Source organism: Streptomyces sp. NPDC051987 (assembly GCF_040680735.1).
Taxonomy (GTDB): domain Bacteria; phylum Actinomycetota; class Actinomycetes; order Streptomycetales; family Streptomycetaceae; genus Streptomyces.
The window spans coordinates 1-24,409 of record NZ_JBFAXI010000003.1; the positions used below are offsets into that span (position 1 = coordinate 1).

At 73.9% G+C, this 24,409-nt stretch carries 19 protein-coding genes; 8 read left to right on the forward strand and 11 right to left on the reverse strand.

Annotated features, from left to right (window positions below; all coding sequences use genetic code 11):
- Positions 1 to 66: 66 nt before the first annotated feature.
- From AB0M11_RS01990 to AB0M11_RS02000, 3 genes are all read right to left on the reverse strand, one after another.
- Positions 67 to 849 carry a hypothetical protein gene (locus tag AB0M11_RS01990; protein WP_365700335.1) on the reverse strand — a complete coding sequence of 261 codons (783 nt, stop codon included), beginning with the start codon at positions 847 to 849 and terminating at the stop codon, positions 67 to 69.
- A 189-nt stretch (positions 850 to 1,038) separates the two neighbouring features.
- Complete coding sequence (locus AB0M11_RS01995) at positions 1,039 to 4,188, reverse strand: molecular chaperone Hsp90 (protein ID WP_365700337.1); 3,150 nt, start codon at positions 4,186 to 4,188, stop codon at positions 1,039 to 1,041.
- 376 nt (positions 4,189 to 4,564) lie between these two features.
- Complete coding sequence (locus AB0M11_RS02000) at positions 4,565 to 5,491, reverse strand: DUF3027 domain-containing protein (protein WP_365700339.1); 927 nt, start codon at positions 5,489 to 5,491, stop codon at positions 4,565 to 4,567.
- Between the two features lie 453 nt (positions 5,492 to 5,944).
- Between AB0M11_RS02000 and AB0M11_RS02005 the strand changes: the two genes are divergently transcribed.
- The 4 genes from AB0M11_RS02005 (at position 5,945) to AB0M11_RS02020 (ending at position 9,456) form a co-directional block, all read left to right on the forward strand.
- Entirely contained in the window at positions 5,945 to 7,354 is a 1,410-nt protein-coding gene (locus tag AB0M11_RS02005; RefSeq protein WP_365700341.1) for an MFS transporter, read from the forward strand.
- Positions 7,355 to 7,416: 62 nt separating this feature from the next.
- Positions 7,417 to 7,890, forward strand: a complete 474-nt coding sequence (locus AB0M11_RS02010; protein ID WP_365700343.1) for a DUF2771 domain-containing protein — start codon at positions 7,417 to 7,419, stop codon at positions 7,888 to 7,890.
- A complete protein-coding gene (locus AB0M11_RS02015; RefSeq protein WP_365700345.1) occupies positions 7,860 to 8,618 on the forward strand; it encodes a futalosine hydrolase in 759 nt (252 codons plus the stop codon). The genes AB0M11_RS02010 and AB0M11_RS02015 overlap by 31 nt, the downstream gene beginning before the upstream one ends.
- Positions 8,605 to 9,456 carry a 1,4-dihydroxy-6-naphthoate synthase gene (locus tag AB0M11_RS02020; protein WP_365700347.1) on the forward strand — a complete coding sequence of 284 codons (852 nt, stop codon included), beginning with the start codon at positions 8,605 to 8,607 and terminating at the stop codon, positions 9,454 to 9,456. The genes AB0M11_RS02015 and AB0M11_RS02020 overlap by 14 nt, the downstream gene beginning before the upstream one ends.
- A gap of 50 nt (positions 9,457 to 9,506) precedes the next feature.
- Here the strand turns inward: AB0M11_RS02020 and AB0M11_RS02025 are convergent, their stop codons facing one another.
- Positions 9,507 to 9,890, reverse strand: a complete 384-nt coding sequence (locus AB0M11_RS02025; RefSeq protein WP_093501504.1) for a cold-shock protein — start codon at positions 9,888 to 9,890, stop codon at positions 9,507 to 9,509.
- A 188-nt stretch (positions 9,891 to 10,078) separates the two neighbouring features.
- Between AB0M11_RS02025 and AB0M11_RS02030 the strand changes: the two genes are divergently transcribed.
- Positions 10,079 to 10,333 (forward strand): hypothetical protein, encoded by a 255-nt coding sequence (locus AB0M11_RS02030; protein WP_181809383.1) that lies wholly within the window; start codon positions 10,079 to 10,081, stop codon positions 10,331 to 10,333.
- Here AB0M11_RS02030 and AB0M11_RS02035 read toward each other — a convergent pair.
- From AB0M11_RS02035 to AB0M11_RS02045, 3 genes are all read right to left on the reverse strand, one after another.
- Positions 10,306 to 10,980 (reverse strand): HAD family hydrolase, encoded by a 675-nt coding sequence (locus tag AB0M11_RS02035; RefSeq protein ID WP_365700349.1) that lies wholly within the window; start codon positions 10,978 to 10,980, stop codon positions 10,306 to 10,308. The two genes, AB0M11_RS02030 and AB0M11_RS02035, sit on opposite strands and share 28 nt — an antisense overlap.
- Before the next feature lie 392 nt (positions 10,981 to 11,372).
- Entirely contained in the window at positions 11,373 to 12,314 is a 942-nt protein-coding gene (locus AB0M11_RS02040; protein WP_365700351.1) for a hypothetical protein, read from the reverse strand.
- Between the two features lie 70 nt (positions 12,315 to 12,384).
- Positions 12,385 to 14,010: a substrate-binding domain-containing protein gene (locus AB0M11_RS02045; RefSeq protein ID WP_365700352.1), complete on the reverse strand. Its 1,626-nt coding sequence runs from the start codon at positions 14,008 to 14,010 to the stop codon at positions 12,385 to 12,387.
- Between the two features lie 236 nt (positions 14,011 to 14,246).
- Here AB0M11_RS02045 and AB0M11_RS02050 point away from each other — a divergent pair, with 236 nt between their 5' ends.
- Positions 14,247 to 16,826 (forward strand): helicase-associated domain-containing protein, encoded by a 2,580-nt coding sequence (locus AB0M11_RS02050; protein ID WP_365700354.1) that lies wholly within the window; start codon positions 14,247 to 14,249, stop codon positions 16,824 to 16,826.
- Between the two features lie 251 nt (positions 16,827 to 17,077).
- Here the strand turns inward: AB0M11_RS02050 and AB0M11_RS02055 are convergent, their stop codons facing one another.
- On the reverse strand, positions 17,078 to 17,620 hold the full coding sequence (locus AB0M11_RS02055) for a hypothetical protein (protein ID WP_365700356.1): 543 nt from the start codon (positions 17,618 to 17,620) through the stop codon (positions 17,078 to 17,080).
- A 232-nt stretch (positions 17,621 to 17,852) separates the two neighbouring features.
- Here AB0M11_RS02055 and AB0M11_RS02060 point away from each other — a divergent pair, with 232 nt between their 5' ends.
- The gene (locus AB0M11_RS02060; RefSeq protein ID WP_365700358.1) at positions 17,853 to 19,496 is read left to right on the forward strand and encodes a DNA repair helicase XPB; all 1,644 of its coding nucleotides are present in this window, start codon (positions 17,853 to 17,855) and stop codon (positions 19,494 to 19,496) included.
- Here the strand turns inward: AB0M11_RS02060 and AB0M11_RS02065 are convergent.
- Complete coding sequence (locus AB0M11_RS02065; RefSeq protein WP_365700679.1) at positions 19,454 to 20,599, reverse strand: glycosyltransferase 87 family protein; 1,146 nt, start codon at positions 20,597 to 20,599, stop codon at positions 19,454 to 19,456. The two genes, AB0M11_RS02060 and AB0M11_RS02065, sit on opposite strands and share 43 nt — an antisense overlap.
- Before the next feature lie 171 nt (positions 20,600 to 20,770).
- Positions 20,771 to 20,956: a hypothetical protein gene (locus AB0M11_RS02070; protein WP_365700360.1), complete on the reverse strand. Its 186-nt coding sequence runs from the start codon at positions 20,954 to 20,956 to the stop codon at positions 20,771 to 20,773.
- Positions 20,957 to 21,266: 310 nt separating this feature from the next.
- On the opposite strand from AB0M11_RS02070, the gene AB0M11_RS02075 reads away from it, so the two are divergent.
- Positions 21,267 to 23,345, forward strand: a complete 2,079-nt coding sequence (locus tag AB0M11_RS02075; protein WP_365700362.1) for a UvrD-helicase domain-containing protein — start codon at positions 21,267 to 21,269, stop codon at positions 23,343 to 23,345.
- Positions 23,346 to 23,597: 252 nt separating this feature from the next.
- On the opposite strand, the gene AB0M11_RS02080 is transcribed toward AB0M11_RS02075, so the two are convergent.
- Positions 23,598 to 24,290: a copper homeostasis protein CutC gene (locus AB0M11_RS02080; protein ID WP_365700364.1), complete on the reverse strand. Its 693-nt coding sequence runs from the start codon at positions 24,288 to 24,290 to the stop codon at positions 23,598 to 23,600.
- Positions 24,291 to 24,409: the final 119 nt, after the last annotated feature.

Consider the following 24,409-nt stretch of genomic DNA (forward strand, 5'->3'; position numbering starts at 1 on the left):
GGCCCGGTGGGGGCTGGTCGCGCGGTTCCCCGCGTCCCTTATACGGGGCGCTGCCCCTAAAGGGGCTTACTGCACGTCGACGTAGTCGCCCGTGGCGCTGACCGCCGGGGTGGTGGAGGTGCCGGCGAAGGAGTAGCGGTAGTAACCGTCCACCGTCGCGGTGGTGGTCGTCTTCACGGCGCCCGTGGAGGACGACTTGATGGTCTTCAGCGTGGTGTAGGTGCTGGAGCCCTTCTTGCGGAACTGGAGCTTGACCGACTGGCTGCCGTAGCCGCTGTACTTGCCGGTGTCCCAGTTGGCGCGGGTGAGGGAGCCCGTGACGGTGATCGTCTTGCCCTTCTTGACGGGCTCGGGGGTGGCGTTGGCCGTCAGCTTCGCGGCGCGCAGCACCTTGGTGGTGCCCAGGCCGCCCACCCACTTCGAACCACCGTCGCCGACGGCGAGGGCGCCGACGCTCCAGGAGCCCGCCTCGGAGTCGATCAGGCCCGTGTCCCCGCCCACGGTGAAGACCAGGGACGCCTTGCAGTTGAGGACGGTGCTGGAGGCGGCGGTGCAGGTGCCCGGATCGTCGGCGACGAACAGGTCGCTCGGCTTGGTCACCGAGGTGCCGCGGTAGATGGCCGGACCGGTGGCGAAGTCGCTCGGCTTCAGGGTCGACGGGTGGGTCACGGTGTAGGTGACCGCGAAGGACGCCTTGGCCGTACCGACGACCATGCTGCCGCCCTTGTTGACCTTCACGTTGGAGAAGGTGACGTTCGGCGCGCTGCCGGCGGCGTGTGCGGCCGGGACTGCGAGGGCGGAGAGGGCCAGGGCGCCGGAGACGGCGGCCACAGTGGCACGAATGCGCATGGATTCCCCAGGTGGAGAACGGTGGGCGCGAGGCCCAAGTGATCTAGGGAGTCTGTTGACTCGGGTGATCAGATCCACGGGGGGTGAACAAAGTTGTATGGGGAAGACACAATCCGGCCAGATTTTACTTTCTTTGCGACCGGATTGCGTCCCCATGGGAATCACTGATTCCGCATGGCCCGCCACGGCTCAGTCGAACCAGCGGTCCCGTGCCAGTTCCTCCGTGCGGGACGGGTCCTCCAGGAGGGCCGCCACCTCGAAGCGGCGGGGCCACTGGCCCGCCGCCCAGGCCAGGCCGGCCGCCACGCCCTCCAGGGTCGCGGCGTGCAGCACGCCGTCGCCGGTGAGGCGCCAGTCGATCTCCACGCCGTCGACCACCAGCTCCTCGTGCTCGACATACGTCCGCGGGGTGCGCGGACCGAGCAGGACGTGCACGGAGTCCGGGACGTCGTGCTCCGTGCCCTCCGAGTCGACCGACCCCGTCACCGACTCGCTCAGCCGCCGGACCTGGAACAGCTCGGCCAGCTCGGCGGCCCGGGACGGCCGCACCGGCAGGAGCGGGACACCCGAGGTGAACGGCAGCAGGTCCGGGGAGTCGACGACCACGGCGTCCGCCGCGTCCACGACCTCCACCCGGCCGTCGGTCACCGCCCGCACCTCGTCGGGAAGGGTGACCTGTTCGGGGTCGAGGTCGGCCAGCGCGCCGTACAGCGCGTGGAGCTGGGCGGCGGTGACGGGGCGGTCCGGGTCGGCCAGGCGGTCCAGCAGCTCCGCCGCACCGCCCGGTTCGTCCAGGAGCGCGGCGACCGACGTCCGTACGCCCAGCGCCCGCAGCACCTGCTCGTCCTCGAAGCCGGTCGCGTCGGCCTCCTCGTAGAGGCCGCGCAGCAGGGGGTCGCCGCCGGCCGCCAGCAGACCGGCGGGGCGGCGGCCGTCGAGCACCGGGTGCCCGCGCAGCCACCACGCGGTGTACGGCCGCACCACCTCGTGCGTGCCGTCGGGCAGCAGGATGCGGACCGGCTGGGTGAGGGCGTCGCGCAGCGGCGGCCGGGCGAGCAGGGCGAGGGCCTCGGGCCAGTGGTCCTCGTCGACGAGGTCGAGGTCGCGGACGGCGATCAGCTCGGTGGCGACCGGGGGGACCGGCGTGTCCGGGAAGCGGTCGAGGATGTCCTCGCACCAGACGTCCACGGCGTCGAGCAGGCCCGCGTCATCGGGTTCGGCGAAGTCGCCCTCCCGGGGCTCCAGTTCGTCCGGGTCCAGCACGACGTCGGTGGCGCGCACCAGCGCGAAGTTCGCGAGGACCCCGCAGGCGGCGAGCGGTCCCTCCCCCCACCTCTCGGCCACCTCGGCTTCCACCGCCGCCAGTTCGCCCTCTCTGATCACCCGCGCGAACGGGCTCCCGGGGAAGACCAGTTCACCGGCCGGGGCCAGCTCGCCGTCCTCGTCGGGGAGGGCCAGGGCGCCCAGCCAGGGTTCGTCACCGGGCTCCAGTCCGGCATCCCGGACCAGCGCGAGCACGGTGTCCGCCAACTCCTCGGCGTCCGGGGCGTCCTCCTCCCAGAGCGCGCCCCCCTCGTCGTCGAGCGAGGCGGCCACGGCGGCCCGCACCTGCGGGGTGGTGAGGACCGCGCGCGGGCTCGCCGGCAGGGCGCCGAGCTTCTCCAGGAGCGGGTGGGCGGCGTCCTGGTGGGCGACCTTGAGGCCGAGCCGGGCCAGCACCTCGGGGTCGATGGCGGCCGCGTCCGCGGTGGGGAGCAGGACCTGCCGGGGACCGATGGTGGTCCGCCCTCCCCCAGAGCCGAAAGCCTGGGAGGTACCCCCAGCCAGCGGCACCGGCAGGCCGGAGAGCCGGTCCGGATCGACGCCCGCGAGGCTGTCGTAGAGCCGCCACCACCAGTCCGGGTCCTTCTCCAGACCGGCCAGGCGGTCGACGGCGTCGGCGAGCGGGAGCCGGGCCACGGAGAGGGTGCGCAGCTCGACGCGGCGTTCCAGCCCCGCGGGCAGGAGCGTGGGCAGCACCTCGGCCAGGACCCGGACGGTCTGGGCGCCCGCCCCCTCCACGATCTCGGCGTCGCGCGGCCGCAGCGCCTCGGGAAGGTCGGAGTCGTCCGCCGGGTCGACGGCGGGCGGCAGGAACGCGGTGCGGGGCAGCCGCTCCAGGATCGCCTGGCGCAGCGCGCCGTCCAGCTCGCCCTTGCCGAGCGGACCGGGCACCAGGTGGATGATCCCCTCCCCCACCGGCCGCCAGTCCGCGAGGAGTTCGGCGTACGCGTCGGCCGCGCGCTGCACCAGGAAGTCGGTGAGCGGGCCGGGGGCCGCGTGCCGGCGGGTGGTGTCGAGCGGGAAGGAGGCGATGAGCAGCGCGGGCACGCCGAGCGGCTCGTCGCTGGGGGTCGGGGCGTGCAGGACGGCGGCGGTGCGCGGCCGGTCGGGGGCGCCCTGGCCGTCCGTGGGCACGGCCCAGGTCAGCGACCAGTGCGGCCGCAGCCGCTCCTCGACCGGCCGGTCGGCGAGCAGGTCGGGGGTGAGCGGGCCGTGCGCGGAGACGGTGCGCCAGCGGGTCGTGCCCGCTCGGGAGTCCTCCACGACGGTGAGCGCGCCGTCGGTGCGGCGGCGCAGGGTGCGCACGGTGTCGGCGGTCTCGATCACGGCCTCCTCCAGCCCGGGGAGGGCGAGGAGCAGGGCGTCGTCCACGGCGTCGAGGAGGCGCTCGGCGAGATGGGCGGCGGCGGTGTCCCTGAGCGGCAGGATCACGACCGTGTCGTACGGGTCCGGGGCGGTGCCCTCGGCGGCGAACGGGAGCCGGAGCAGGGGGACATGGCCGTCCCGCCGACGGATCTCGTCCCCCAGCCCCGGGCTGTGCCGGGCGGTCTCCTCGGCCAGCTCCCGGGCCTCGGCGAGGGACCAGCGGACCCCGCCGTGCCGACCCACCACCGCGGGCTCGTCGGTGACGGCCAGCACGGCGGCGAACCCGACGCCGAACCGTCCCACCGCCCCCTCACCGTCCCCCCGCTTCGCGGAGGCGCGCAGGGTGGAGAGGGACTCGACGCCGGCCGCGTCCAGCGGGGCACCAGTGTTGGCGGCGAACAGGACGCCGTCGCGGAGGGTGAGCCGGAGCCGCCCGGGGACGCCGGCACGGGCCGCCGCGTCGGCGGCGTTCTGCGCGAGCTCGACCACGAGCCGGTCCCGGTACCCGCCGAGGACCAGGTCCTCCTCGGCGTTGGCGTCCTCCCGGAACCGGGCGGGGCTGGTGGCCCAGGCGTCGAGGACACCGCGGCGCAGGCGGGCGGTACCGAAGGGGTCGGCGCCCTCGGCGGCGGGCCGCACGAACTTGCTCACGTTCACTCTCCTCGTCGGCGTGAGGAGAAGGTACCGCGCGCCGGGGGTCTGCCCACGCGCCCGCCCGCCTCGCCCGGCCGGGAAGCGACCACCGTACGCGGGCGACCCTCGCGGTACGGCCGCCGTTCAGGTCGCCGGTCAGGCCCTGGCCGGGGCCGTGCCGGGTGCCATGGGGCCCGGGTAGGGCCTTCTGGCGGCCCTCGGGGCGGCGGGCGGTGCGTGCCGGTGGGCGGCCGGCGTCCGTGCCCTGAGGCGTGAGGTGGTCACGGGCGCGGGCACGGTCACGAGCGCGGTCACGAGCGCGGTCACGGTCACGAGCGCGGTCACGGTCACCGGCAAGGGCACGGGCACTGGCGCGGGCGCGGGCGCCGGCACCCTACGAGTGGCCCAGTTCCGCCGTCTCCTCGTCCGAGACCGCCGGGACCGAGCCGGAGTCCGGGGACGGGCGCAGGGGGAAGGGGTCGACCCTGGTCTCGTCGATGACCGGTGGGGCCGGCTGGGGCGTCTTCGGCATGACCGCGGCCTCCGAGTGGCCGCCGCAGCCGTAGGAGAGGGAGACGACCCGGCCGTCGGCCGGCGAGAACTCGTTGGCGCAGACCCCGAAGGCCTGGCCGAGGGAGCCGCCGATGGGGGTGAGGAAGCCGCAGCTCACACAGGTCGCGGGGGCCGCCTGGGCCATGGGGGTCTTGGCGCCGAACGCCTCCTCCCAGCGGTCCGCGGCGATGTGCAGGCCGTAGCGGGACAGCACCCGGGCGCGGCGCATGCCGAGTTCCTCGGCGATCGAGGCGATCGTGCCGCGGGAGGGGACCGTCGGCAGGTGCGCGGGCGTGCCCGCGGTGACCTCGGCGTCCTCGGCCTCCGCCAGCTCCTCCATCTCCTCCGAGATCGGGGCGTTCGGCTCCGGCTCGTCCTCGCCGGTGTAGCCGGGCTCCAGGCGGAGATCCTCGGCCTCGGTGGGCAGCAGGTCGCCGGGGCCCATGTCACCGGGGCGGAGCCGCTCGCTCCACGGCACCCACTCGGGGGCGAGCAGGGCGTCGGGGCCGGGGAGCAGGACCACCTCGTCCAGGGTGACGACCTTGGCGCGGGAGGCGCGGGCCACCGTCACCGCCCAGCGCCAGCCGCGGTACCCCAGTTCCTTGCACTCGAAGAAGTGCGTGACCACGCGGTCGCCCTCGGCCACCACGCCGGCGTGCTCGCCGACCACCCCCGGGGCGGCGGCCTCCTCGGCGGCTCCACGGGCGAGGTCGACGGCCTCGGCGCACAGACGGTCAGGGGTGCGGCTTCGCGTTGTCGCTGCGCTCACAGGTATCGCTTCTCTCCTACGCCGTCTCACGAGTGCGGTTGCCTCCGGCGGTGGGGCGGACGGAGCGGACCTGGGGGCCGCATCGACGTCCGCGTCCGATCGCGCTCGGGCGCACCTATGCCATCCATTCTGCTTTATGGCTGAGATAGGCACGCTACCCCGTCGTCGGCGGTGGGGGACAGTCCGGCGTGCGCGGGGGGCGGGGTGGAGCCGACGGGGGCGGAGCGAGGGTCGGTTCCGTGGCCGGGGGGTGTGCTGTTCCGGGTGGTGGAGGTCGTGCGGCGGGTGCGGGTGAGTGGGGGCTGGTCGCGCAGTGCCCCGCGCCCCTGACGGGGCGCTGTCCAACCGTGTCTCGTGCACGGCCGTCGGTGAGGGTGACCTCCTCGGGACCCACGGCGCCCCCACGACTCGCTTGCTCACAAAGTGCACTAGGAACACCGCGCGCAGGGCACTATGAAGCACGTGGCAACCGCGAGGTCACCCCGACGTGCCGTAGGGGTCGGGAGCGGTGCGGGCCGGGTGCGCGGTGCCGTCCGCTCCGTCGGCCGTGCCCTGCACCTCCCGGTGACCGGCACCGCCCGCGGCATCCGCAAGGCCACCCACGCGCACGGCGCCGGCGAGTCCGGGCTCGGGAAACTGATCGAACTGCACGCGGTGAACGGCGCCGGCGACGTCATGATCACCGTCGCGCTCGCCTCGACCGTGTTCTTCTCCGTGCCCACCGACGAGGCCCGCGGCCGGGTCGCGCTGTACCTCGCCATCACCATGGCGCCCTTCACCGTCCTCGCCCCGGTCATCGGCCCCCTCCTCGACCGCCTCCCGCACGGCCGCCGGGCCGCGATGGCCGGTGCCATGCTCGCCAGGGCGCTGCTCGCGCTGATCATCTCGGGCGCGGTGGCCGGCGGCGGCCTGGAGCTGTATCCGGCCGCGCTCGGGGTGCTGGTCGCGTCGAAGGCGTACGGCGTGGTGCGCAGCGCCGTCGTGCCCAGACTCCTGCCGCCCCGGTTCTCGTTGGTGAAGGCCAACTCGCGGGTCACTCTCGCCGGCCTGCTCGCCACCGGCGTCGCCGCCCCGATCGGGGCCGCCCTGCACGCCGTCGGCGATCCCTGGCCGCTCTACGGCGCCTTCGTGATCTTCGTGGCGGGAACCTTCCTCTCCTTCTCCCTGCCGCCCAAGGTCGACTCGGCCAAGGGCGAGGACGTGGCGCTGCTCGCCGCCGACGAGGCGCATCTGCACGGGCCGTACCGCAAGGGCACCAAGCGGCCGGGGCTGCGCACGGTCGGGCCCGCGGTCACCCACGCCCTCGGCGCCAACGCCGCGCTGCGCTGCCTCACCGGCTTCCTGATCTTCTTCCTGGCGTTCCTGCTGCGCGAGCACCCGCTGACCGGCGAGAGCGCGGCGGTGTCGCTCGGGATCGTGGGCGTGTCGGCGGGCGTCGGCAACGCGCTCGGCACGGCGGTGGGCGCGTGGCTGCGCTCCCGGGCGCCGGAGATCATCATCGTGACGGTGGTGGCCGTGGTGCTGGGCACGGCGATCGTCGCGGCGCTGTTCTTCGGCGCCCTGCTGGTGGCGGTGCTGGCGGCCGTGGCCGGTTTCGGGCAGGCGCTGGCCAAGCTCTCCCTGGACGCGCTGATCCAGCGGGACGTGCCGGAGACGGTGCGCAGCTCGGCGTTCGCACGCTCGGAGACGCTGCTGCAGATGGCCTGGGTGTTCGGCGGCGCGGTGGGCATCGTGATGCCGCTGAACGGCACCCTGGGTCTGGTGGTGGCCGCCGCGATCGTGGCGGCCGGCTGGCTGGCCACCCTGCGCGGTCTGCTCAGCTCCGCCCGGCACGGCACCCACCCCCGACCGCGAGTGGCGTAACGAACCGGGCACGCCGTACCCCACGTGGGGAGACGGCCCGGAGCGCCCGATAGCCTTCGGCCATGACCACGCTGCACTCCCGCTCGCGACGCCGCCGCGTCGTCGCCGCCGCCGGCGCCGTTTCCGCCGGACTGCTCGTCCTGTCGGCCTGTGACAAGCCGACGCCGATCGCCACGATCACCGTCGGCACGTCCTCGGTCAACTCCGAGGCCACCTGCTACAACGACGGCAAGGCCCTGGACACGGCCTCCCTCACGAAGTGCCTGAAGGACACCGGGATCAAGTCCATCAAGGTGGACCCGGACGACACGGTCCGCTTCGGCGTCGACCCGAAGATCGCGGACAACGGCTGGACGATCCTGATGAACGGTCAGGCGCTCACCGAGTCCAGCAGCAAGACCTACCGCACCATCCCGGGCAGCGTGTTCTTCAACGCCCAGTACGGCGCCTCCGGCAACTCGACCCTGGTCTCCATCAAGGAGGGCGACAAGTCGGTGCTGGGCCTGTGGTCCTTCAAGCTCAAGAAGGACGCCTGACCACGTCCGCCGCGCGCGTCCTCGTCGCCACCGCGGTCCCGGCCGAACGGGACGCGGTGGTCCGGGCGTTCACGGACGGCACGACGGCGGAGGCACGGCTGCCGGGTACGGCCCCGCTGCTGCGCACCACCCGCGGGCTGGACCTCCTCGCCGCCGGGGTCGGACCGGCCCTGGCCGCCGCCGGCACCGCGACCGCCCTCACCGCGGCGGCCCTCACCGGCCGCCCCTACACGCTGGTCGTCTCCGCCGGGATCGCCGGCGGTTTCCAGCCGGAGGCCCCGGTCGGCTCCCTGGTCGTCGCCGACGAGATCACCGCGGCCGACCTGGGCGCCGAGACGGCCGACGGGTTCCTGCCGGTCACCGAACTGGGCTTCGGGACCGTCAGCCACCGTCCACCAAGTTCACTCGTACGAGTTACAGCTGAGGTCACCGGAGCTCGCCCCGGAGGAGTACTCACCGTCTCCACGGTGACCGGAACCGCCGCCCGCGCGGCCGAGCTGCGCACCCGCCACCCACACGCCCTCGCCGAGGCCATGGAGGGCTTCGGCGTCGCCGAGGCGGCCGCCGCGCACGGCGTGCCCGTGCTGGAACTGCGCGCGGTCTCCAACCCCGTCGGCCCCCGCGACCGCGCGGCCTGGCGCATCGGCGACGCCCTGACCGCCCTCACCGAGGCCTTCGGGAAGCTCGCGCCCGCCCTGGAGAGTTGGAACCCACATGACCACCGCTGACTCGTTGCGCATCGCGTACTCGCCCTGCCCGAACGACACCTTCGTCTTCGACGCCCTCGCCCACGGCCGGATCCCGGGCGCGCCCGCGCTCGACGTGACCTTCGCGGACATCGATCTCACCAACGGCATGGCCGAGCGCGGCGAGTCGGACGCGCTGAAGGTGTCGTACGCCGTGCTGCCCTACGTCCTCGACGAGTACGCGCTGCTGCCCTGCGGCGGCGCGCTGGGCCGGGGCTGCGGGCCGCTGGTGCTGACCCGGGAGGCGGGGGCGGACCTCAGCGGCGGTACGGTCGCCGTGCCGAGCGAGAAGTCGACGGCCTACCTGCTGTTCCGTCTCTGGGCGGCGGACACCCTGCCGGGCGGGGTGGGCGAGATCGTGGTCATGCCCTTCCACGAGATCATGCCGGCCGTGCGGGACGGGAAGGTCGACGCGGGGCTCGTGATCCACGAGGCGCGCTTCACGTACCAGAACTACGGCCTGCACAAGCTCGCCGACATGGGCGAGCACTGGGAGCACACGACGGGCCTGCCGATCCCGCTGGGCGCGATCATCGCCAAGCGGTCACTGGGCGCCGAGACGCTCACCCGCCTCGCCGACGCGATCCGCACGTCCGTCCACGCGGCCTGGGACGATCCCGAGGTCTCCCGGCCGTATGTGATGGCGCACGCCCAGGAGATGGACCCGGCCGTCGCCGACCAGCACATCGGGCTCTACGTCAACGAGTTCACCGCGGAACTCGGCGAGGACGGTTACGCGGCGGTCCGCGGACTGCTCACCCGCGCGGCGGCCGAGGGACTCGTCCCGCCCCTCGGCCCGCACGCACTCGATTTCCCGTGAAAAACCCGCGGGACTTACCCGCCGCGAAGACGCATATGCCTCTTGGGCGGCTAGACGTCCAGCTGGTCCGCGACCGCGCGCAGCAGCCCGGCGATCTTCGCGCCGGCGGCCTTGTCGGGGTAACGGCCGCGTTCCAGCATCGGCGTGATGTTCTCGAGCAGGGTCGTCAGGTCCTGCACGATCGAGGCCAGCTCGTCCGGCTTCTTGCGCTGGGCGGCGGCGACCGACGGGGTGGGATCGAGCAGGACCACGGACAGCGCCTGGTCACCGCGTTGACCGGCGACGACGCCGAACTCCACGCGCTGGCCCGGCTTGAGTGCGTCGACCCCGTCGGGGAGAACCGAGGAATGGACGAAGACGTCACCGCCGTCGTCGCGGGAGAGAAAGCCGAAGCCCTTCTCACTGTTGAACCACTTGACCTTGCCGGTAGGCACGTCTGTCCTCGTCCTCGTATCTCGTCGGAAACTGCTCGGAAAACTTCTGAATGCAACAGCTCTGGAACGGCTCTTGACAGCACTCGGGCGGGTCGACCATGACCCGCCGGTACCAAGGCTAATGGTCTTCGGGCGCGTGACAAGACGTCGCCCGGTTGTTCCTTCGGGCAGGGAACTACCCTGGTCGAGTGCGTGACAAAACCCAAGCGAATTCCGCCGGGCCCGGTGACCGACTGGTCCGCGCCGGTGCCGTGGTCTTCTTCATCGGTGCGGTGGCCACACTCGTCACCGTGATACCGCTGTTCCTCGGTGCGAAGCCTTTTCCGACGTACATGTACCTGCTGAGCATGCTCATGGGCGTCGGCTTCCTGGTCGCGGCCGCCGGGGTGCTCCAGTCGGTCGCGGCCGGCCGACGTCAGGCGCGGGAGGCGTCCTCCCGGTAACCGCCCTCGCGGTAACCGCCCTCGCGGTAGGTGCCCTCGCGGTAGGCGGTCAGCCAGGCGGGCAGTTCGGTGAGGTCGGCGAGCACCACGTCGGCGCCGGCCGCGCGCAGTTCCTCGGCGGAGCAGGGGCCGGTGGCCACCGCGACCGACAGGGCGCCCGCCCTGCGCGCCCCGCGGACGTCTCCGACGTGGTCGCCGACGTACGCGTCCGCGGCGTGCTCGCGCAGCGCCACCGCCTTCTGCTCGGCCCACAGGTCGCCGACGACGGCGTCCGGGGCCATGCCGAGGTGGCTGAGGTGCAGCAGCGCGTTGGGCTCGTACTTCGCGGTGACCACCACGCTCTTCCCGCCGGCGCCCCGCACGGCCGCGATCGCCTCCCGCGCGCCCGGCATGGCGGGCGTCGCCGCGATGGCTATCTCCGGATACATCGCCCGGTACAGATCACTCACCTCCGCGATCCGCTCCGCCGGGAACCAGTGCACCAGCTCCTCGGCGAGCGGCGGCCCCAGCCGGGTGACCGCCAGATCGGCATCGATGTACGTCCCGGTCCGCTCGGCGAGCGCCAGGTAGGTGGCGTGGATGCCGGGCCGGGAGTCGATGAGCGTCATGTCGAGGTCGAAGCCGACGGTGAGGGGGCGAGGAGTCATGTGGGCCATTGTGCAGGGTGGGGGTCGGCCGACGGGGTCGTGCGGGTGGGTGGGGGCTGGGGTAGGAGTGGGACGCTTACCGGCGCTTACAGGTTGCCGCCCGCGGCTGATGAGGGGCGGCGGTGGCTGGAAAGAAGCGGCGGCCGCAGCGCCCCGTCAGGGGCGCGGGGAACTGCGCGGCCAGCCCCCACCGGCCCGCAGCCGCCCGGCGACCGACCGCCCCAGCGGCACGACGGCCCGCGGCTGAACGAGACACGGCTGGGCAGCACGCCCGCAGCTGCAGAGGAACGTCGGCCGCAGCGCCCCGTCAGGGGCGCGGGGAACTGCGCGGCCAGCCCCCACCGGCCCGCAGCCGCCCGGCGACCGGTCGGCCCACCCCCGGCCGCCGTCCCCTACCGCTGTCTCTGGGAGCGCCACACCACGAAAACGGCCGAGGCCAGCGCAGCGCCCCGTACCACCCACGGCCACGTCTCCCCCACCGCACCGCTCATCTGCCCCTGGGCGATCGGGGCGCCCCACCGCCCCGCGCTGCGCCCCCACAGCCACACCAGCCCGGCCGCCACGGACAGCCCCGGTACCCACATCACCGCCAGCTTCGTCTCCGTAGGGGTGAGCCGGCGGGAGCCGTAGGCGATGGCCCAGCCGAGGACGAGCGCGAACCAGTTGCCGAGCAGCGCGCCCACCACGAGCGAGGCGGCGGCGAGCAGGAGCAGCGGGTTGCTCCAGCCGGTGGCCGGGCGGGGCACGACGCGGATCCGGCGCCGTGCGGACGGCGCTGCCTCCGCCACCACGGGGACCTCCACCGGCTTCGCCGGCTCCGCCGGCTCGGCGTCCGGCTCCGCCTTCCGCAGCCGCGGCCTGCTGAGCAGCTCGGGAATCTCCACCCCGCCGACGAACCCCGGCACGCTGTCCCCGTCCACGTCCCCGAACGGGCTGCTGTCCACCCGCCACCAGTCGGGCGGCGCCGCCGGACCGTCCGGCTCCGCGGGCCGGGGGCGCGGCACGACCCGCCGCAGTTCGTCGGCCGGCGCCGCGGACGGGGCTGGCCCGGCGTCCCGTTGGACGGGGACCGCGTCCGACGGCGGTCGCGGCGCCCCCGCCGCCCCCGTACCGCCCGCCGCCTCGACGACCTCGTCGGGCGTGCCCAGCCGGTCCAGGATGCGCCGTACCGCGGCGGGGCTGTCGACCGTCGCCTTCGCCCGCTGCCGGTCGATGTCGTTGCGCAGCCCGGAGACCAGCCGCATCCGCTCGGCCGACGACAACTGGCGCTGGTGCGCGATGTCCCCGACGCGGCTCAGATACTCGTAGACGACCTGATCGCTCTCGATACCCACGAAGTCCCCTCCGGGGCCGGTACGTTCCCTTGGATTACCCCGCCGCAACGACGGTAGCGCAGGCCACGGCTCATGTCGGCCTGCACACCAGCGGGTAGCGGGTCTCGGAACAGGGGCGGTTGCCGTACTCGCGCAGGATGTCCTTGCCGCCCTGGTCGGTGAGGTAGCGCAGGAAGGCGGCGGCGATGGAACCGGCGGGCGGTTCGCCGTACGTGTAGGCGTACTCGGTCTGCCAGTACGGATACGTGCCCTGTTCGACGCCTTCGAGGGTGGGCGGCATGCCGCCGACGTCCAGTTTGACGAGGTTGCCGGACGGCACGCTGCTGACCTCGCTGTAGCCGAGGGCGCCGGAGTCCGCGCTCACGGCGTCCAGGAGGGTGTCGGTGGTGGTGACCTCGCAGACGCCGTACTTGTCCGGCGTGAGGGCCGCGCAGTCGTTGACGTCGGCCTCCGCTACCGGCCTGCCCGCGAGGACCCGCTGTTCGAGGGCGTTGCGGGTGCCGGAGCCGCGGTGGCGGTTGACCAGGTGGACGGGCACGTCGCGGCCGCCGACCTGGGACCAGTTCCTGACCTTGCCGGCGTAGATGTCGCGGATCTGCTGGAGGGAGAGGTTGTGGACGTCGGCGTCCTCGTTCACGACGAGGGTGAACAGGGAGTAGACCACCGGCCGGGGCAGCAGCTGGGTGTGGTTGCCCTGGGCCGGGCCGTCGGTGAAGGTGATGTGGTCGCCGAGTCCCTGGTCGCCCTTGATCCCGGCGGTCCTGCCGGCCTGCTGGAGCGTGGTGAGCCCGTCGGTGCTGCTCTGGAAGGTGCCGTCGTCGACGGGGATGTCCGCCCCCTTGGCCGCGCACAGCTTCGTGTACTGCTTGGCCGCCGCCGTCACCGCGGGCGCGAACGCGGTCGAGCCCGACAGGTGCAGGGTGCCGCCGACGCAGTCCAGCGGGGCGGGTTTGGCGGGGAAGAAGAGGGTGAGGCTCGCCTGGACGAGGACCGCCGCCGCCAGCAGGGCGAGGCCGCCCACGGCCGGCCGGGAGGCGAAGGTGTGGCTCTCGGTGTGGGCCAGCTTGAGCCGGGCCAGCCAGCGGACCCAGGCGAAGGAGTGGTCCATGCCGCCGGTCACCGCGGCCTGGAACTCCGGCGGCGGGAAGGGCGCGTGTTCGCTGCCGCCGCGCCGCTCCAGCACCGCCAGGATCTTGTAGTGGGCGCCGGGGTTCAGCGTCACCTTGGGCAGCCGGATGACGCCGACGCCGTCCTCCCAGTCCTTTCCGAAGCCCTCGGTCTCCTGGGTCCGGCCGTCCCGGGTGGTGACGAAGAAGTGGCGGAGGGTGGGCTGGCTGAGTTCGGTCACGGCCATGCCGACGACCCGGCGGTCCCGGAACAGCACCCGGATCCCGGTCCTGTCGTCGGGCGGGGTCAGGTAGTCGCCCGGGACGATCTCCCGCCAGCCGGCGTTCTCGATCCGCACCAGCACGAACGATGGCTCCACCAGCTCGTGGCCGTCGTCCCGCATCCGCGCCAGCACGTCGGCGCTGGGCGCGTGGGCGGTGTCCGTGGCCAGGGTGTCCATCTGCAGGCGGTAGCCGAGCCGCTTGCGGCGGATGACGACGAACTCCCAGAAGAACGCCAGCACCGGGATCACGACACTGAAGATCGCGACGACGTTGTTGAAATTGAGTTCGACGCCGAGCGTTCTCACGACCGCATCCCCCGAATCGCCTTTTCGCCTCGCGCAGTTGACATCGCGCGAGGGTCAGGGAGCCCAGGGTGACGACCGGGTGCCGAGGGTTGCCAGAGGTGGCGCGATCCTCCCGCTGGAATTCATCCGCCGGCCATCTGCGCAACGTGCTGTTCGCCCGGTGGCCGCCTCTCGCACAGGAACGGTCGCGGACGGGCGATCCCGGTGTCCGGGCCGCACCCGCTACCGTGGGTCGGATGAGCAACCCGGCCACCCCGCCGCGTTCCCTCGCGGAGGCGCTTCGGGCCAGGGACGACGCCTCCCTGGCCGTACTGCTGCGTGCCCGCCCCGACCTCATCACCCCGGTCCCCACCGACCTGACCCAGCTCGCCACCCGGGCCGGCACCCGGGCCTCGGTGCTGCGTGCCCTGGAGCGCCTGGACCGCTTCGCCCTGCAGACCGCGGAGGCGCTGGCGGTGGCCGGCGACCCGGCGTCGTACCAGGAGGTGCTGGGTCTGCTGGCCGGTGACGGCGGGGACCCGGTCGTCGCCGGCCAGCTGCCGCGGGCCGTCGCCGCGCTCCGGGACCAGGCGCTGGTGTGGGGCGACGACGACCGGCTGCGGCTGGTGCGGACCGCCCGCGAGGTGCTCGCCCCGTCCCCGCAGCACCCGTCACCGACCGGTCTGGGCCCGACGGTGCGGGAGGCCACGGCGGGGATGTCGCCGGGCCGGATCCAGGAGATCGTCGCCACCGCCGGGCTGCCCTCCACGCACGACTCGGTCTCCGCGGTGGACGCGCTCACCAAGCTGTTCGGCCACCGCAAGAAGATGGCGAAACTGCTCGCCGCCGCGCCCGCCGAGTCCCGCGAGGTCCTCTCCCGGCTGGTCTGGGGTCCGCCGTACGGCCAGATCACCCCCGAACCGGCCGCCCACCTGCGCTGGCTCCTGGACCGCGGCCTGCTGCTGCCGACCGCTCCCGGCACCGTGGTGCTGCCCCGCGAGGTCGCCCTGCACCTGCGCGAGGGCCGCGCCCACCGCGAACCGGAGCCCGTGCCACCGGCCGTCGAGCCGGCCGCCGCCCACCGTCCACAGGTTGTGGACGCGACCGCGGCCGGGCAGGCGTACACCGCCCTGGCGACCGTCGAGGAGCTGCTGAAGGACTGGGACGAGGGCGGCCCGGCCGTGCTGCGGGCCGGTGGTCTGAGCGTCCGCGACCTCAAGCGGACGGCCGTCGCCCTCGACGTGCCCGAGCCGGTCGCCGCCTTCTGGGTCGAGCTGGCGTACGCGGCCGGACTGCTCGCCTCCGACGGCGAGGCCGACGAACGCTACGCGGCCACCCCCGCCTACGACGAGTGGCTGGACCGCCCGCCCGCCGAGCGCTGGGCCCAGCTGGCGGAGGCCTGGCTGACGGCGACCCGCACCGCCGGCCTGGTCGGCGGCCGGGACACCAAGGACCGCGCCCTGTCGGCGCTCGGCCCCGGTCTCGACCGCTCCGCCGCGCCCGAGGTACGGCACCGGGTGCTGACCCTGCTCGCCGGGCTGCCGGAGGGCGCCGCCCCGGCCGCCGACTCGGTGCTGGCCCGGCTGCGCTGGGAACGCCCGCTGCGCGGCCCCCAGCAGCAGGGCGAGGACCTGCGCGGCAGGCTGGCCCGCTGGACCCTGTCGGAGGCGGAGCTGCTGGGTGTGACGGGACGCGGGGCGCTGTCGGCCCACGGCCGCGCGCTCCTCGGCGCACCGCCCGCGCCCGCGACCACCGCGTCGGCCTCGGCCACAGGTTCGGCTTCAGCCCCGGCCTCGGCTTCGGCCGAAGCTTCCGGTCCCGGCGACAAACTCCCCGTGCACCACCATCACGTCCCCGCCCTGCCCACCCCCGCGCCGCTCACGCCGCCCGAGCAGGCGGTCGCCGCCGCGGCCGCGGCCCGGCTGCTCGCCCCGCTCCTGCCCGAGCCGCTCGACCACGTGCTGCTCCAGGCCGACCTGACCGCGGTCGCCCCGGGCCCGCTGCGCCGCCCGCTCGCCGACGCGCTGGGCGTCCTCGCCGACGTCGAGTCCAAGGGGGGCGCCACGGTCTACCGGTTCACGCCCGGCTCCGTCCGCCGCGCTCTGGACGCCGGCCAGACCGCCGCCGACCTGCACGCCTTCCTCGCCACGCACTCCCGCACACCGGTTCCGCAGCCGCTCACGTACCTGATCGACGACGTGGCCCGCAGACATGGCCACCTGCGGGTGGGCGCGGCCTCGGCCTACGTCCGCTGCGACGACGACACCGTGCTGAACGAGATCATGGCCGACAAGCGGGCGTCCGGGCTGCGCCTGCGCCGGCTGGCCCCGACGGTGCTCGCCACCCAGGCCGACCCGGCCACTCTGCTGGAGGGCCTGCGCGCGATGGGCTTCGCGCCCGCCGCCGAGTCCGCCGAGGGCGACGTCCTGGTCACCCGCGCCCACGCCCACCGCTCGCCGCCGCGCACGGCACCCGAGCCGGTCCCGGACGGTCCGCCGCCACCGGACGCCACCCTCCTCGCGGCGGCGATCCGCGCGATCCGGGCCGGGGACCTAGCCGCCACCACCCCGCGCAAGTCCACCGGCGCCGTCGTCCAGGGCGGCGAGCTGCCCCGCACCACCCCGGCCGAGACGCTCGCCACCATGCAGGCCGCCGTCCTCACCGGGGACACCGTCTGGATCGGCTACGTCAACGCCGAGGGCACGGCCAGCCAGCGTGTCATCGCCCCCATCCGCGTCGAGGGCGGCTTCGTCACGGCCTACGACCACACGGCCGACGAGGTACGCACCTATCCGCTGCACCGGGTGACGGGCGTGGCCGAGCTCGCGGAGGACTGAGGCCGCCGGAGACACCGCGCCGTCCTTCGTCCACGGCGGCGTCGTGGCTGATCGCGCAGTTCCCCGCGCCCCTGTGGGGCGCGCCGTGCAGCGGGCCCAGGAGGAGCGGGCGCGGCGCCGTCGTGGTTGCGCGCGCAGTTCCCCGCGCCCCTGCGGGGCGCGCCGTGCACCGAACCCAGGAGAAGCGGGCGCGGCGCCGTCGTGGTTGCGCGCGCAGTTCCCCGCGCCCCTTTGGGCGTGTTGTGCGTGGGCTAGCAGTCCTGTGTCGGGGCGTCCGGGGGGAGGCCGAAGTGGGTGCGGGCCTCGGTTCGCAGGCTGGTGGAGGCCATCCCGCGGTCGAGGCGGGACGCGGCGTAGTGGCTGAAGTGGTGGTCCTCCCACTCGGCGCTGTCGTCCGCCGGCGGCCGTTCCTCGGAGACGACGCGGTAGCCGCCGTCGGCCGGGTCCCTCTCCAGCCGCACGACCTCCGGTGTCTCCGCCCCGCCGCACAGCACCAGGGCGCCCGCGCGCTCGCCGTACTCCTCGCACAGGGTGTCGACGCCGGCCAGGACCCGGCCCCCGCTCTCCTGGAGATCCAGCGCCTCCGCCCGGCAGAACCACCGCGACCTCAGGGCGGGCTCGCTCTCCCCGGCCCCCGTCCCGGCGGACCGCGTCACCAGCCGTGCCTCGATCGCGGGACGCACCTGCGCCCACAGCCCGGCGTCCACCGCGCTGGACCCGCGCGCCCAGACCCCGGCCGCCACCAGCACCACCACGGCCCCCGCGCCGGGTCCCCAGATGCGTACGGACGTCACCCGAACCTCCCCACCGAGCCGCGCTCATCCGCGGCTCCCTCGGACATGACACCCGAAACGGACCCAAGGTTGCACCGGACGATCGGCTGCTCCCGGAAACCGGGCACCAGCAGTCCGCCTTCGGTGCAACGGCGACGGTGATCGCTCGCGCATGAGGCACACTGGAACTTTGGCCCGTGACGATGGCCGCCATGGCGATGGCCGCACGAGCCGAAGGGAAAGGGTGCCGCGCGTGAATGGTCCGCTGATCGTCCAGTCCGACAAGACGCTGCTCCTGGAAGTCGACCACGAGCGGGCCGACGACTGCCGTCGGGCGATCGCGCCCTTCGCCGAGCTGGAGCGGGCGCCGGAGCACATCCACACCTACCGCGTGACCCCGCTGGGCCTGTGGAACGCGCGGGCGGCCGGGCACGACGCCGAGCAGGTGGTGGACGCGCTGGTCGAGTACAGCCGCTATCCGGTGCCGCACGCGCTGCTGGTCGACATCGCCGAGACGATGGACCGGTACGGCCGGCTGACGCTCAGCAAGCACCCGGCGCACGGGCTGGTGCTCACCACCACCGACCGGCCGGTCCTGGAGGAGATCCTGCGCTCCAAGCGGATCACCCCGCTGGTCGGCGCCCGGATCGACCCCGACACCGTCGCCGTGCACCCCTCCGAGCGCGGGCAGATCAAGCAGACCCTGCTGAAGCTGGGCTGGCCCGCCGAGGACCTCGCCGGCTACGTGGACGGGGAGGCCCACCCGATCGAGCTGGCCGAGGACGGCTGGGCCCTGCGGCCGTACCAGAAGCAGGCCGTGGAGAACTTCTGGCACGGCGGGAGCGGCGTCGTCGTCCTGCCCTGCGGGGCCGGGAAGACCCTGGTCGGTGCCGGGTCCATGGCGCAGGCCAAGTCGACCACCCTGATCCTGGTGACCAACACCGTCTCGGCCCGGCAGTGGAAGCACGAGCTGGTGAAGCGGACGAGCCTGACCGAGGACGAGATCGGGGAGTACAGCGGGACGCGGAAGGAGATCCGGCCCGTCACGATCGCCACGTACCAGGTGCTCACGACCAGGCGGAAGGGCGTCTACCCGCACCTGGAGCTCTTCGACTCCCGCGACTGGGGCCTGATCGTCTACGACGAGGTCCATCTGCTGCCGGCTCCTGTCTTCAAGTTCACCGCCGACCTTCAGGCGCGCCGGCGGCTGGGGCTGACGGCCACCCTCGTGCGCGAGGACGGCCGGGAATCGGACGTGTTCTCCCTGATCGGGCCCAAGCGCTTCGACGCCCCCTGGAAGGAGATCGAGGCGCAGGGCTACATCGCACCGGCCGACTGCGTGGAGGTGCGGGTCAACCTGACGGACTCCGAGCGGCTGGCCTACGCCACCGCCGAGACCGAGGAGAAGTACCGCTTCTGTGCGACCACCGCGACCAAGCGGAAGGTCACGGAGGCGCTCGTGAAGCGGTTCGCGGGCCAGCAGATCCTCGTCATCGGCCAGTACATCGACCAGCTGGACGAGCTGGGCGAGCACCTGAACGCCCCCGTCATCAAGGGCGAGACGTCCAACGCCCAGCGCGAGAAGCTCTTCGACGCCTTCCGGGAGGGCGAGATCAGCGTGCTGGTCGTCTCGAAGGTCGCCAACTTCTCCATCGACCTGCCGGAGGCGACGGTCGCCATCCAGGTGTCGGGCACCTTCGGGTCGAGGCAGGAGGAGGCCCAGCGGCTGGGCCGCGTGCTGCGCCCCAAGGCCGACGGCCACCAGGCCCACTTCTACTCGGTCGTCGCCCGCGACACCATCGACCAGGACTTCGCCGCCCACCGCCAGCGCTTCCTGGCGGAGCAGGGGTACGCCTACCGGATCATGGACGCGGACGAGCTGCTCGCGGAGAGCTGAGACCCGTCCGGCAAGCCGGAGGCGGTGCCGAGCCCGTCCGGCGGGGTGGTGCCAGACCGGTGCGGCGGGGCGGTGCCCGGCCTTCGGAGGGCGAGCGCGGCCCCCGCCAGCAGCGCCAGCCCCAGCAGGGGGTACGGCGACGCGAGCGGCTGCAGCCACCACGGCAGGCGCAGGTCGCGGTCGCCCTCGTGGGGCAGCAGCCACATCGTGCGCGCCGTGAAGACCAGTGCCGCCGTGGCCGCGAGGAGCCTGCGGCCCTGCGCCGACAGGACCGCCAGCAGCGGGACGCACCACACCCAGTGGTGTGACCAGCTGATCGGGCTGACCAGCAGGGCGGTGAACGCGGTGAGCAGGATGCCCCAGCGGTCGCCGTGCGCGGCGCGGCCGCGTGCCGCCAGCCACAGGCCGGTCACCGCCACCGCGGCCGCCGGGAGGGTCCAGGCCGGGCCGGGTGCCTCGCTGCCCGTCGCTCGCGCGACCAGGCCCTGGAGCGACTGGTTGTCGACGATCCACGCCTTGCCGACCCGGCCGGTCTCGAACAGGCGCCGGGTCCAGAAGTCCAGGCTGGCCGAGGGGAGGAGAAGCGCGCCGAGCAGGGCGGTGCCCGCGAAGGACGCCGTCGCGGTGGCTGCCTCCTTTCTGCGTGCGGTGAGGAACAGGTAGGCGATGAAGATCGCCGGGGTGAGTTTGACGCCCGCCGCGATGCCGAGCGCCAGGCCCTTGGCGCGGGCGCCGGACGGGCGGGTCAGGTCCCACAGGACCAGGCCGGTGATCGCGAGGTTGACCTGGCCGAAGAGCAGCGTCTGGAAGACCGGCTCCAGCCAGAGGGCGAGCCCGGTGGCCGCGCACAGCAGCGGAAGGGGTGCCGGGCGGCCGGCCAGGCGGGCGGAGAGGGCGACGAGCCAGGCGAGCAGGAGCGCGTTGCCCGCGAGGAAGGCCGCCTTCAGGGCCGGGACGGGGATCCAGGTCGTCGGCACGAACAGGACCGCCGCGAAGGGCGGATACGTCGCCGGCAGCCGCCACTCGGTGACCGTGAAGCCGTACAGATCACCGCCGTGGACCACGGCCTCGCCCTCGGCCCGGTAGACCAGCAGATCGGCCATCGGGGCGCGCAGCAGGACACAGAGGGCGGCGAAGGTGCAGAGGGAGACGGTCAGCAGGGAGAAGGACAGGAGGGGCAGGAGGGGGAAGGGGAGGAGGGATGCGGAGGGGGAAGCAGGGCAGGCAGAGGGTGACGTCACCGTCCGGTTCGGCACGGGGGTGACCCTATGCCGTCACTTGCGGCGTATGCCCGCTTCCTCGCCGTACTCGCCCAGGATCGCGACGCTGATCGCGGCGCCGACGAAGACCTTGACGGCGCGCAGGGCGTCGCCCAGGCGGTGGTGGGGGTGGGGGACTCCGTCGAGGGCGGTGGCGCCCGGGGGACGGCTGGGAGCTGGGTGGATGGTTGCTGCGCTCATGCCTCAATGGTGGAACTTCGGGCATAAGCACGGCATCGGTCCACGGGTCCAATTTCCGGCATCCTTCGGTCCACCCTTCGGCGGACCCCGTCCCCCACCTCCGCCCCACCCTCCGGGTGACGCTCCCCCTAAGGGATGACGGGGGAAAATCCATTTGGTCCCCTGCCCCCGCCTCACTAGAATCGCCGCTCTTGCCCGCCTCCGCCTTCCGGAGTGCCGTCGGCCGGACGGAAACCGGTCGGCTGATCGCCACCTGTGCGCCATCCCCACCTGAGCGCCATCGACTCGCAGGCCCTTCGGAGGCACCCCCTTGTCCACGCCCGCCCACGACCCGCTAGCGGACCCCCTCTCCCGCGAACGCTCCCACCTCGCCGAGTCCCGCGCCGCCCTGCGCGCCATGCGCGAGGACGTCGAGTCGCTGGACATCAGCAACGTCACCGCGAACTGGGTGAACGCCGAGGTCCTGGCCCGCCAGATCGACGAGCGCATCAAGGCGCTGGCCGACCTCAGCGACACCCCGCTGTTCTTCGGCCGCCTCGACTACCTGCACGCCCCGGGCGCCGACCAGGCCGAGGGCGCCTACGGCGAGCGCCCGCGGCCGGAGGACGCTTATCAGACACTGCACATCGGGCGCCGGCACGTGCACGACCAGGACGGCGACCCGATGGTCATCGACTGGCGGGCGCCGGTCTCGCAGCCGTTCTACCGGGCGTCCAAGAAGGACCCGATGGACATCGCGCTGCGCCGCCGCTTCGGGTACACCCGAGGCGACATCACGGCGTACGAGGACGAGCACCTGTCCGACCCGGCGGAGGCCGCCCGCACCAGCAAGCTGCTCCAGCAGGAGATCGAGCGCCCGCGCGTCGGCCCGATGCGGGACATCGTGGCGACCATCCAGCCCGAGCAGGACGAGATCGTGCGCAGCGGGCTCGGCGGGACGGTGTGCGTGCAGGGCGGCCCCGGCACCGGGAAGACGGCCGTCGGCCTGCACCGGGTCGCCTACCTCCTCTACGCCCACCGGGAGCGGCTGGCCCGCACCGGCACCCTGGTCATCGGGCCGAACCGCTCCTTCCTGCACTACATCGAGCAGGTGCTGCCCGCGCTGGGCGAGCTGACCGTGCAGCAGGCGACGATGGACGACCTGGTGGCCCACGTCGAGGTGACGGGGACCGACGACGCGCGCGCCGCGATCGTCAAGGGCGACGCCCGGATGGCGGAGGTGCTGCGCCGGGCCGTGTACGCGCATGTCACGCTGCCCACCGAACCGGTCGTGGTGGTGCGGGGCTCCCGCCGCTGGCGCGTCCCGGCGTACGAACTGGAGGACATCGTCCGGGAGTTGCTGGACCGGGGCATCCGGTACGGCGCGGCGCGCGAGGCCCTGCCGCAGCGCATCGCGCACGCCGTGCTGGTCCAGATGGAGCGGTCGGGGGAGGCGCCCGACGACCGCGTCCAGGACTCGGTGGCCCGCAACGCGGCGGTGAAGGCGGCCGTCAAGCGGATCTGGCCGCCGGTGGACCCGGCGAAACTCGTCCTGCGCCTGCTCACGGACGCGGACTACCTCGCGGAGCACGCCGACGGGATCCTCGACGAGGACGAGCAGAAGACGATCGTCTGGGCGAAGCCGGTGCGCGGCGTCAAGGCGGCGCGGTGGTCGGCCGCGGACGCGGTGCTGATCGACGAGGCGACGGATCTGGTCGAGCGGACGCACTCGCTCGGCCATGTCGTGCTCGACGAGGCGCAGGACCTCTCCCCCATGCAGTACCGCGCGGTCGGCCGCCGGTGCACCACCGGCTCGGCCACCGTCCTGGGCGACCTGGCGCAGGGCACCACGCCCTGGGCGACGCGGAGCTGGGCCGAGGCCCTGGCGCACCTCGGCAAGTCGGACGGCGTGATCGAGGAGCTGACGGCCGGTTTCCGCGTGCCGACCGACGTCATCACGTACGCCTCCCGGCTGCTCCCGCACATCGCCCCCGGCCTCACCCCGGTCGCCTCGGTCCGGGAGAACCCCGGTTTCTTCGCCGTGCGTCCCGTCGCGGACACCGCCGCAGTGGTCGCGGCGTGCGAGGAGCTGCTCCGCAACGAGGGTTCGACGGGCCTGATCGCGGCGGACGCGCGCGTGCCGGAGCTGGCGGACGCGCTGGCGGCGGCGGGCATCGGCCACCTGGCCCCCGGCGAGGAGACCACCGCCGGGACTCGCCTCACCCTGGTCCCGGCCTCGCTGGCCAAGGGCCTGGAGTACGACTACGTGGTCCTCGACGAACCGCAGGCGGTGGTGGACGGCGAGCCGGACGAGCGGACCGGGCTGCGCCGCTTGTACGTGGCGCTGACCCGCGCGGTGTCCGGCCTGATCGTGACCCACACGGCACCACTGCCACCGCAGCTGGCCTGAGCGGCACGGGGCGGGCCTGAGCGGCAGGGGCGGGGGCTCCGACGGGCCCCCGGCCACCTGGTGGCCGCCGCAGGGCGCGGGTCGCACCGGGCCTCGCACCCGCGCGGCGGAGCCGCACGCCGATCCGGCCCACATAACGGCGCGGTCCCGCACGAGTAGGGCCGGCCCCGCACGAGTAGGGCCCCACGCCGGTGCGCCCTACGTGAGTACGGCCCCCGGTCCCTGCGGTCCGGCGCCCCGGGGCCGAAGCGCTCACCCCCGGTCGAGGACCTGGCGCCACTGCCGTACCGCCGCCGTCGACACCGGCCCGGTCCAGCCCTCCGGGCGGGCCGCGCCGCCGATGTGGAACGCGTCGATCCCCGCGGACACCAGCTCGGGCACATGGTCGAGCCGGAGCCCGCCGCCCACCAGGAGCGTCTGCTCGTACCCCGGCTCACCGCCCCGGCGCGCCTCCGCCAGCAGCGTGGGGAGCCCCTCGTCCACGCCCTCCGCGGCGCCCGCCGTGAGGTACGTGTCCAGGCCCGGCAGGTCGGCGAGTTCCTTGCGCAGGGCGTCCCGGTCGGCGGCCCGGTCGATGGCCCGGTGGAAGGTCCACCGGCAGCCCGCCAGCGCCTCCACCACCCGCTCCACCGCGCGCAGGTCCACCCCGCCCGCCGGGTCCAGGAACCCGAGCACGAACTGGTCGGCCCCGGCCGCCCGCAGCTCCCCGGCCACCCCCGCCAGGCGGTCCGCGTCGCCCGCCGCGAACCCGTCCGCCAGCCGCAGCATCACCCGCAGGTCGAGGTCGACGGCGGATCGGATCGCGGTGAAGGTCCGCGGCGGCGGGGTCAGCCCGTCGGCCGCCATGTCGGTGACCAGTTCGAGGCGGTCCGCGCCTCCGGCCTGGGCGGCGACCGCGTCCTCGGCGTCGAGGGCGATCACCTCCAGGACTGCCGGCGTGCTCATAGGGCCCCTTCCGTGGTGTTCCCCGGGTGCTCCGCGCACCTCTCGCGAGAGGTCTAGTCCGGAGGTCTAGTCCAATCCAGAGTACGCGGGGCACGGCGGCGTCCGCGAGACCACCCCGT

What these genes read in the sequence shown, in the direction of transcription:
- AB0M11_RS01990 (WP_365700335.1), bottom strand. Translation starts at nt 849, where the DNA reads ATGCGCATTCGTGCCACTGTGGCCGCCGTCTCCGGCGCCCTGGCCCTC.
- AB0M11_RS02005 (WP_365700341.1), top strand. Translation starts at nt 5,945, where the DNA reads ATGAAGCACGTGGCAACCGCGAGGTCACCCCGACGTGCCGTAGGGGTC.
- AB0M11_RS02010 (WP_365700343.1), top strand. Translation starts at nt 7,417, where the DNA reads ATGACCACGCTGCACTCCCGCTCGCGACGCCGCCGCGTCGTCGCCGCC.
- AB0M11_RS02020 (WP_365700347.1), top strand. Translation starts at nt 8,605, where the DNA reads ATGACCACCGCTGACTCGTTGCGCATCGCGTACTCGCCCTGCCCGAAC.
- AB0M11_RS02035 (WP_365700349.1), bottom strand. Translation starts at nt 10,980, where the DNA reads ATGACTCCTCGCCCCCTCACCGTCGGCTTCGACCTCGACATGACGCTC.
- AB0M11_RS02050 (WP_365700354.1), top strand. Translation starts at nt 14,247, where the DNA reads ATGAGCAACCCGGCCACCCCGCCGCGTTCCCTCGCGGAGGCGCTTCGG.
- AB0M11_RS02065 (WP_365700679.1), bottom strand. Translation starts at nt 20,599, where the DNA reads ATGGCCGATCTGCTGGTCTACCGGGCCGAGGGCGAGGCCGTGGTCCAC.
- AB0M11_RS02070 (WP_365700360.1), bottom strand. Translation starts at nt 20,956, where the DNA reads ATGAGCGCAGCAACCATCCACCCAGCTCCCAGCCGTCCCCCGGGCGCC.
- AB0M11_RS02080 (WP_365700364.1), bottom strand. Translation starts at nt 24,290, where the DNA reads ATGAGCACGCCGGCAGTCCTGGAGGTGATCGCCCTCGACGCCGAGGAC.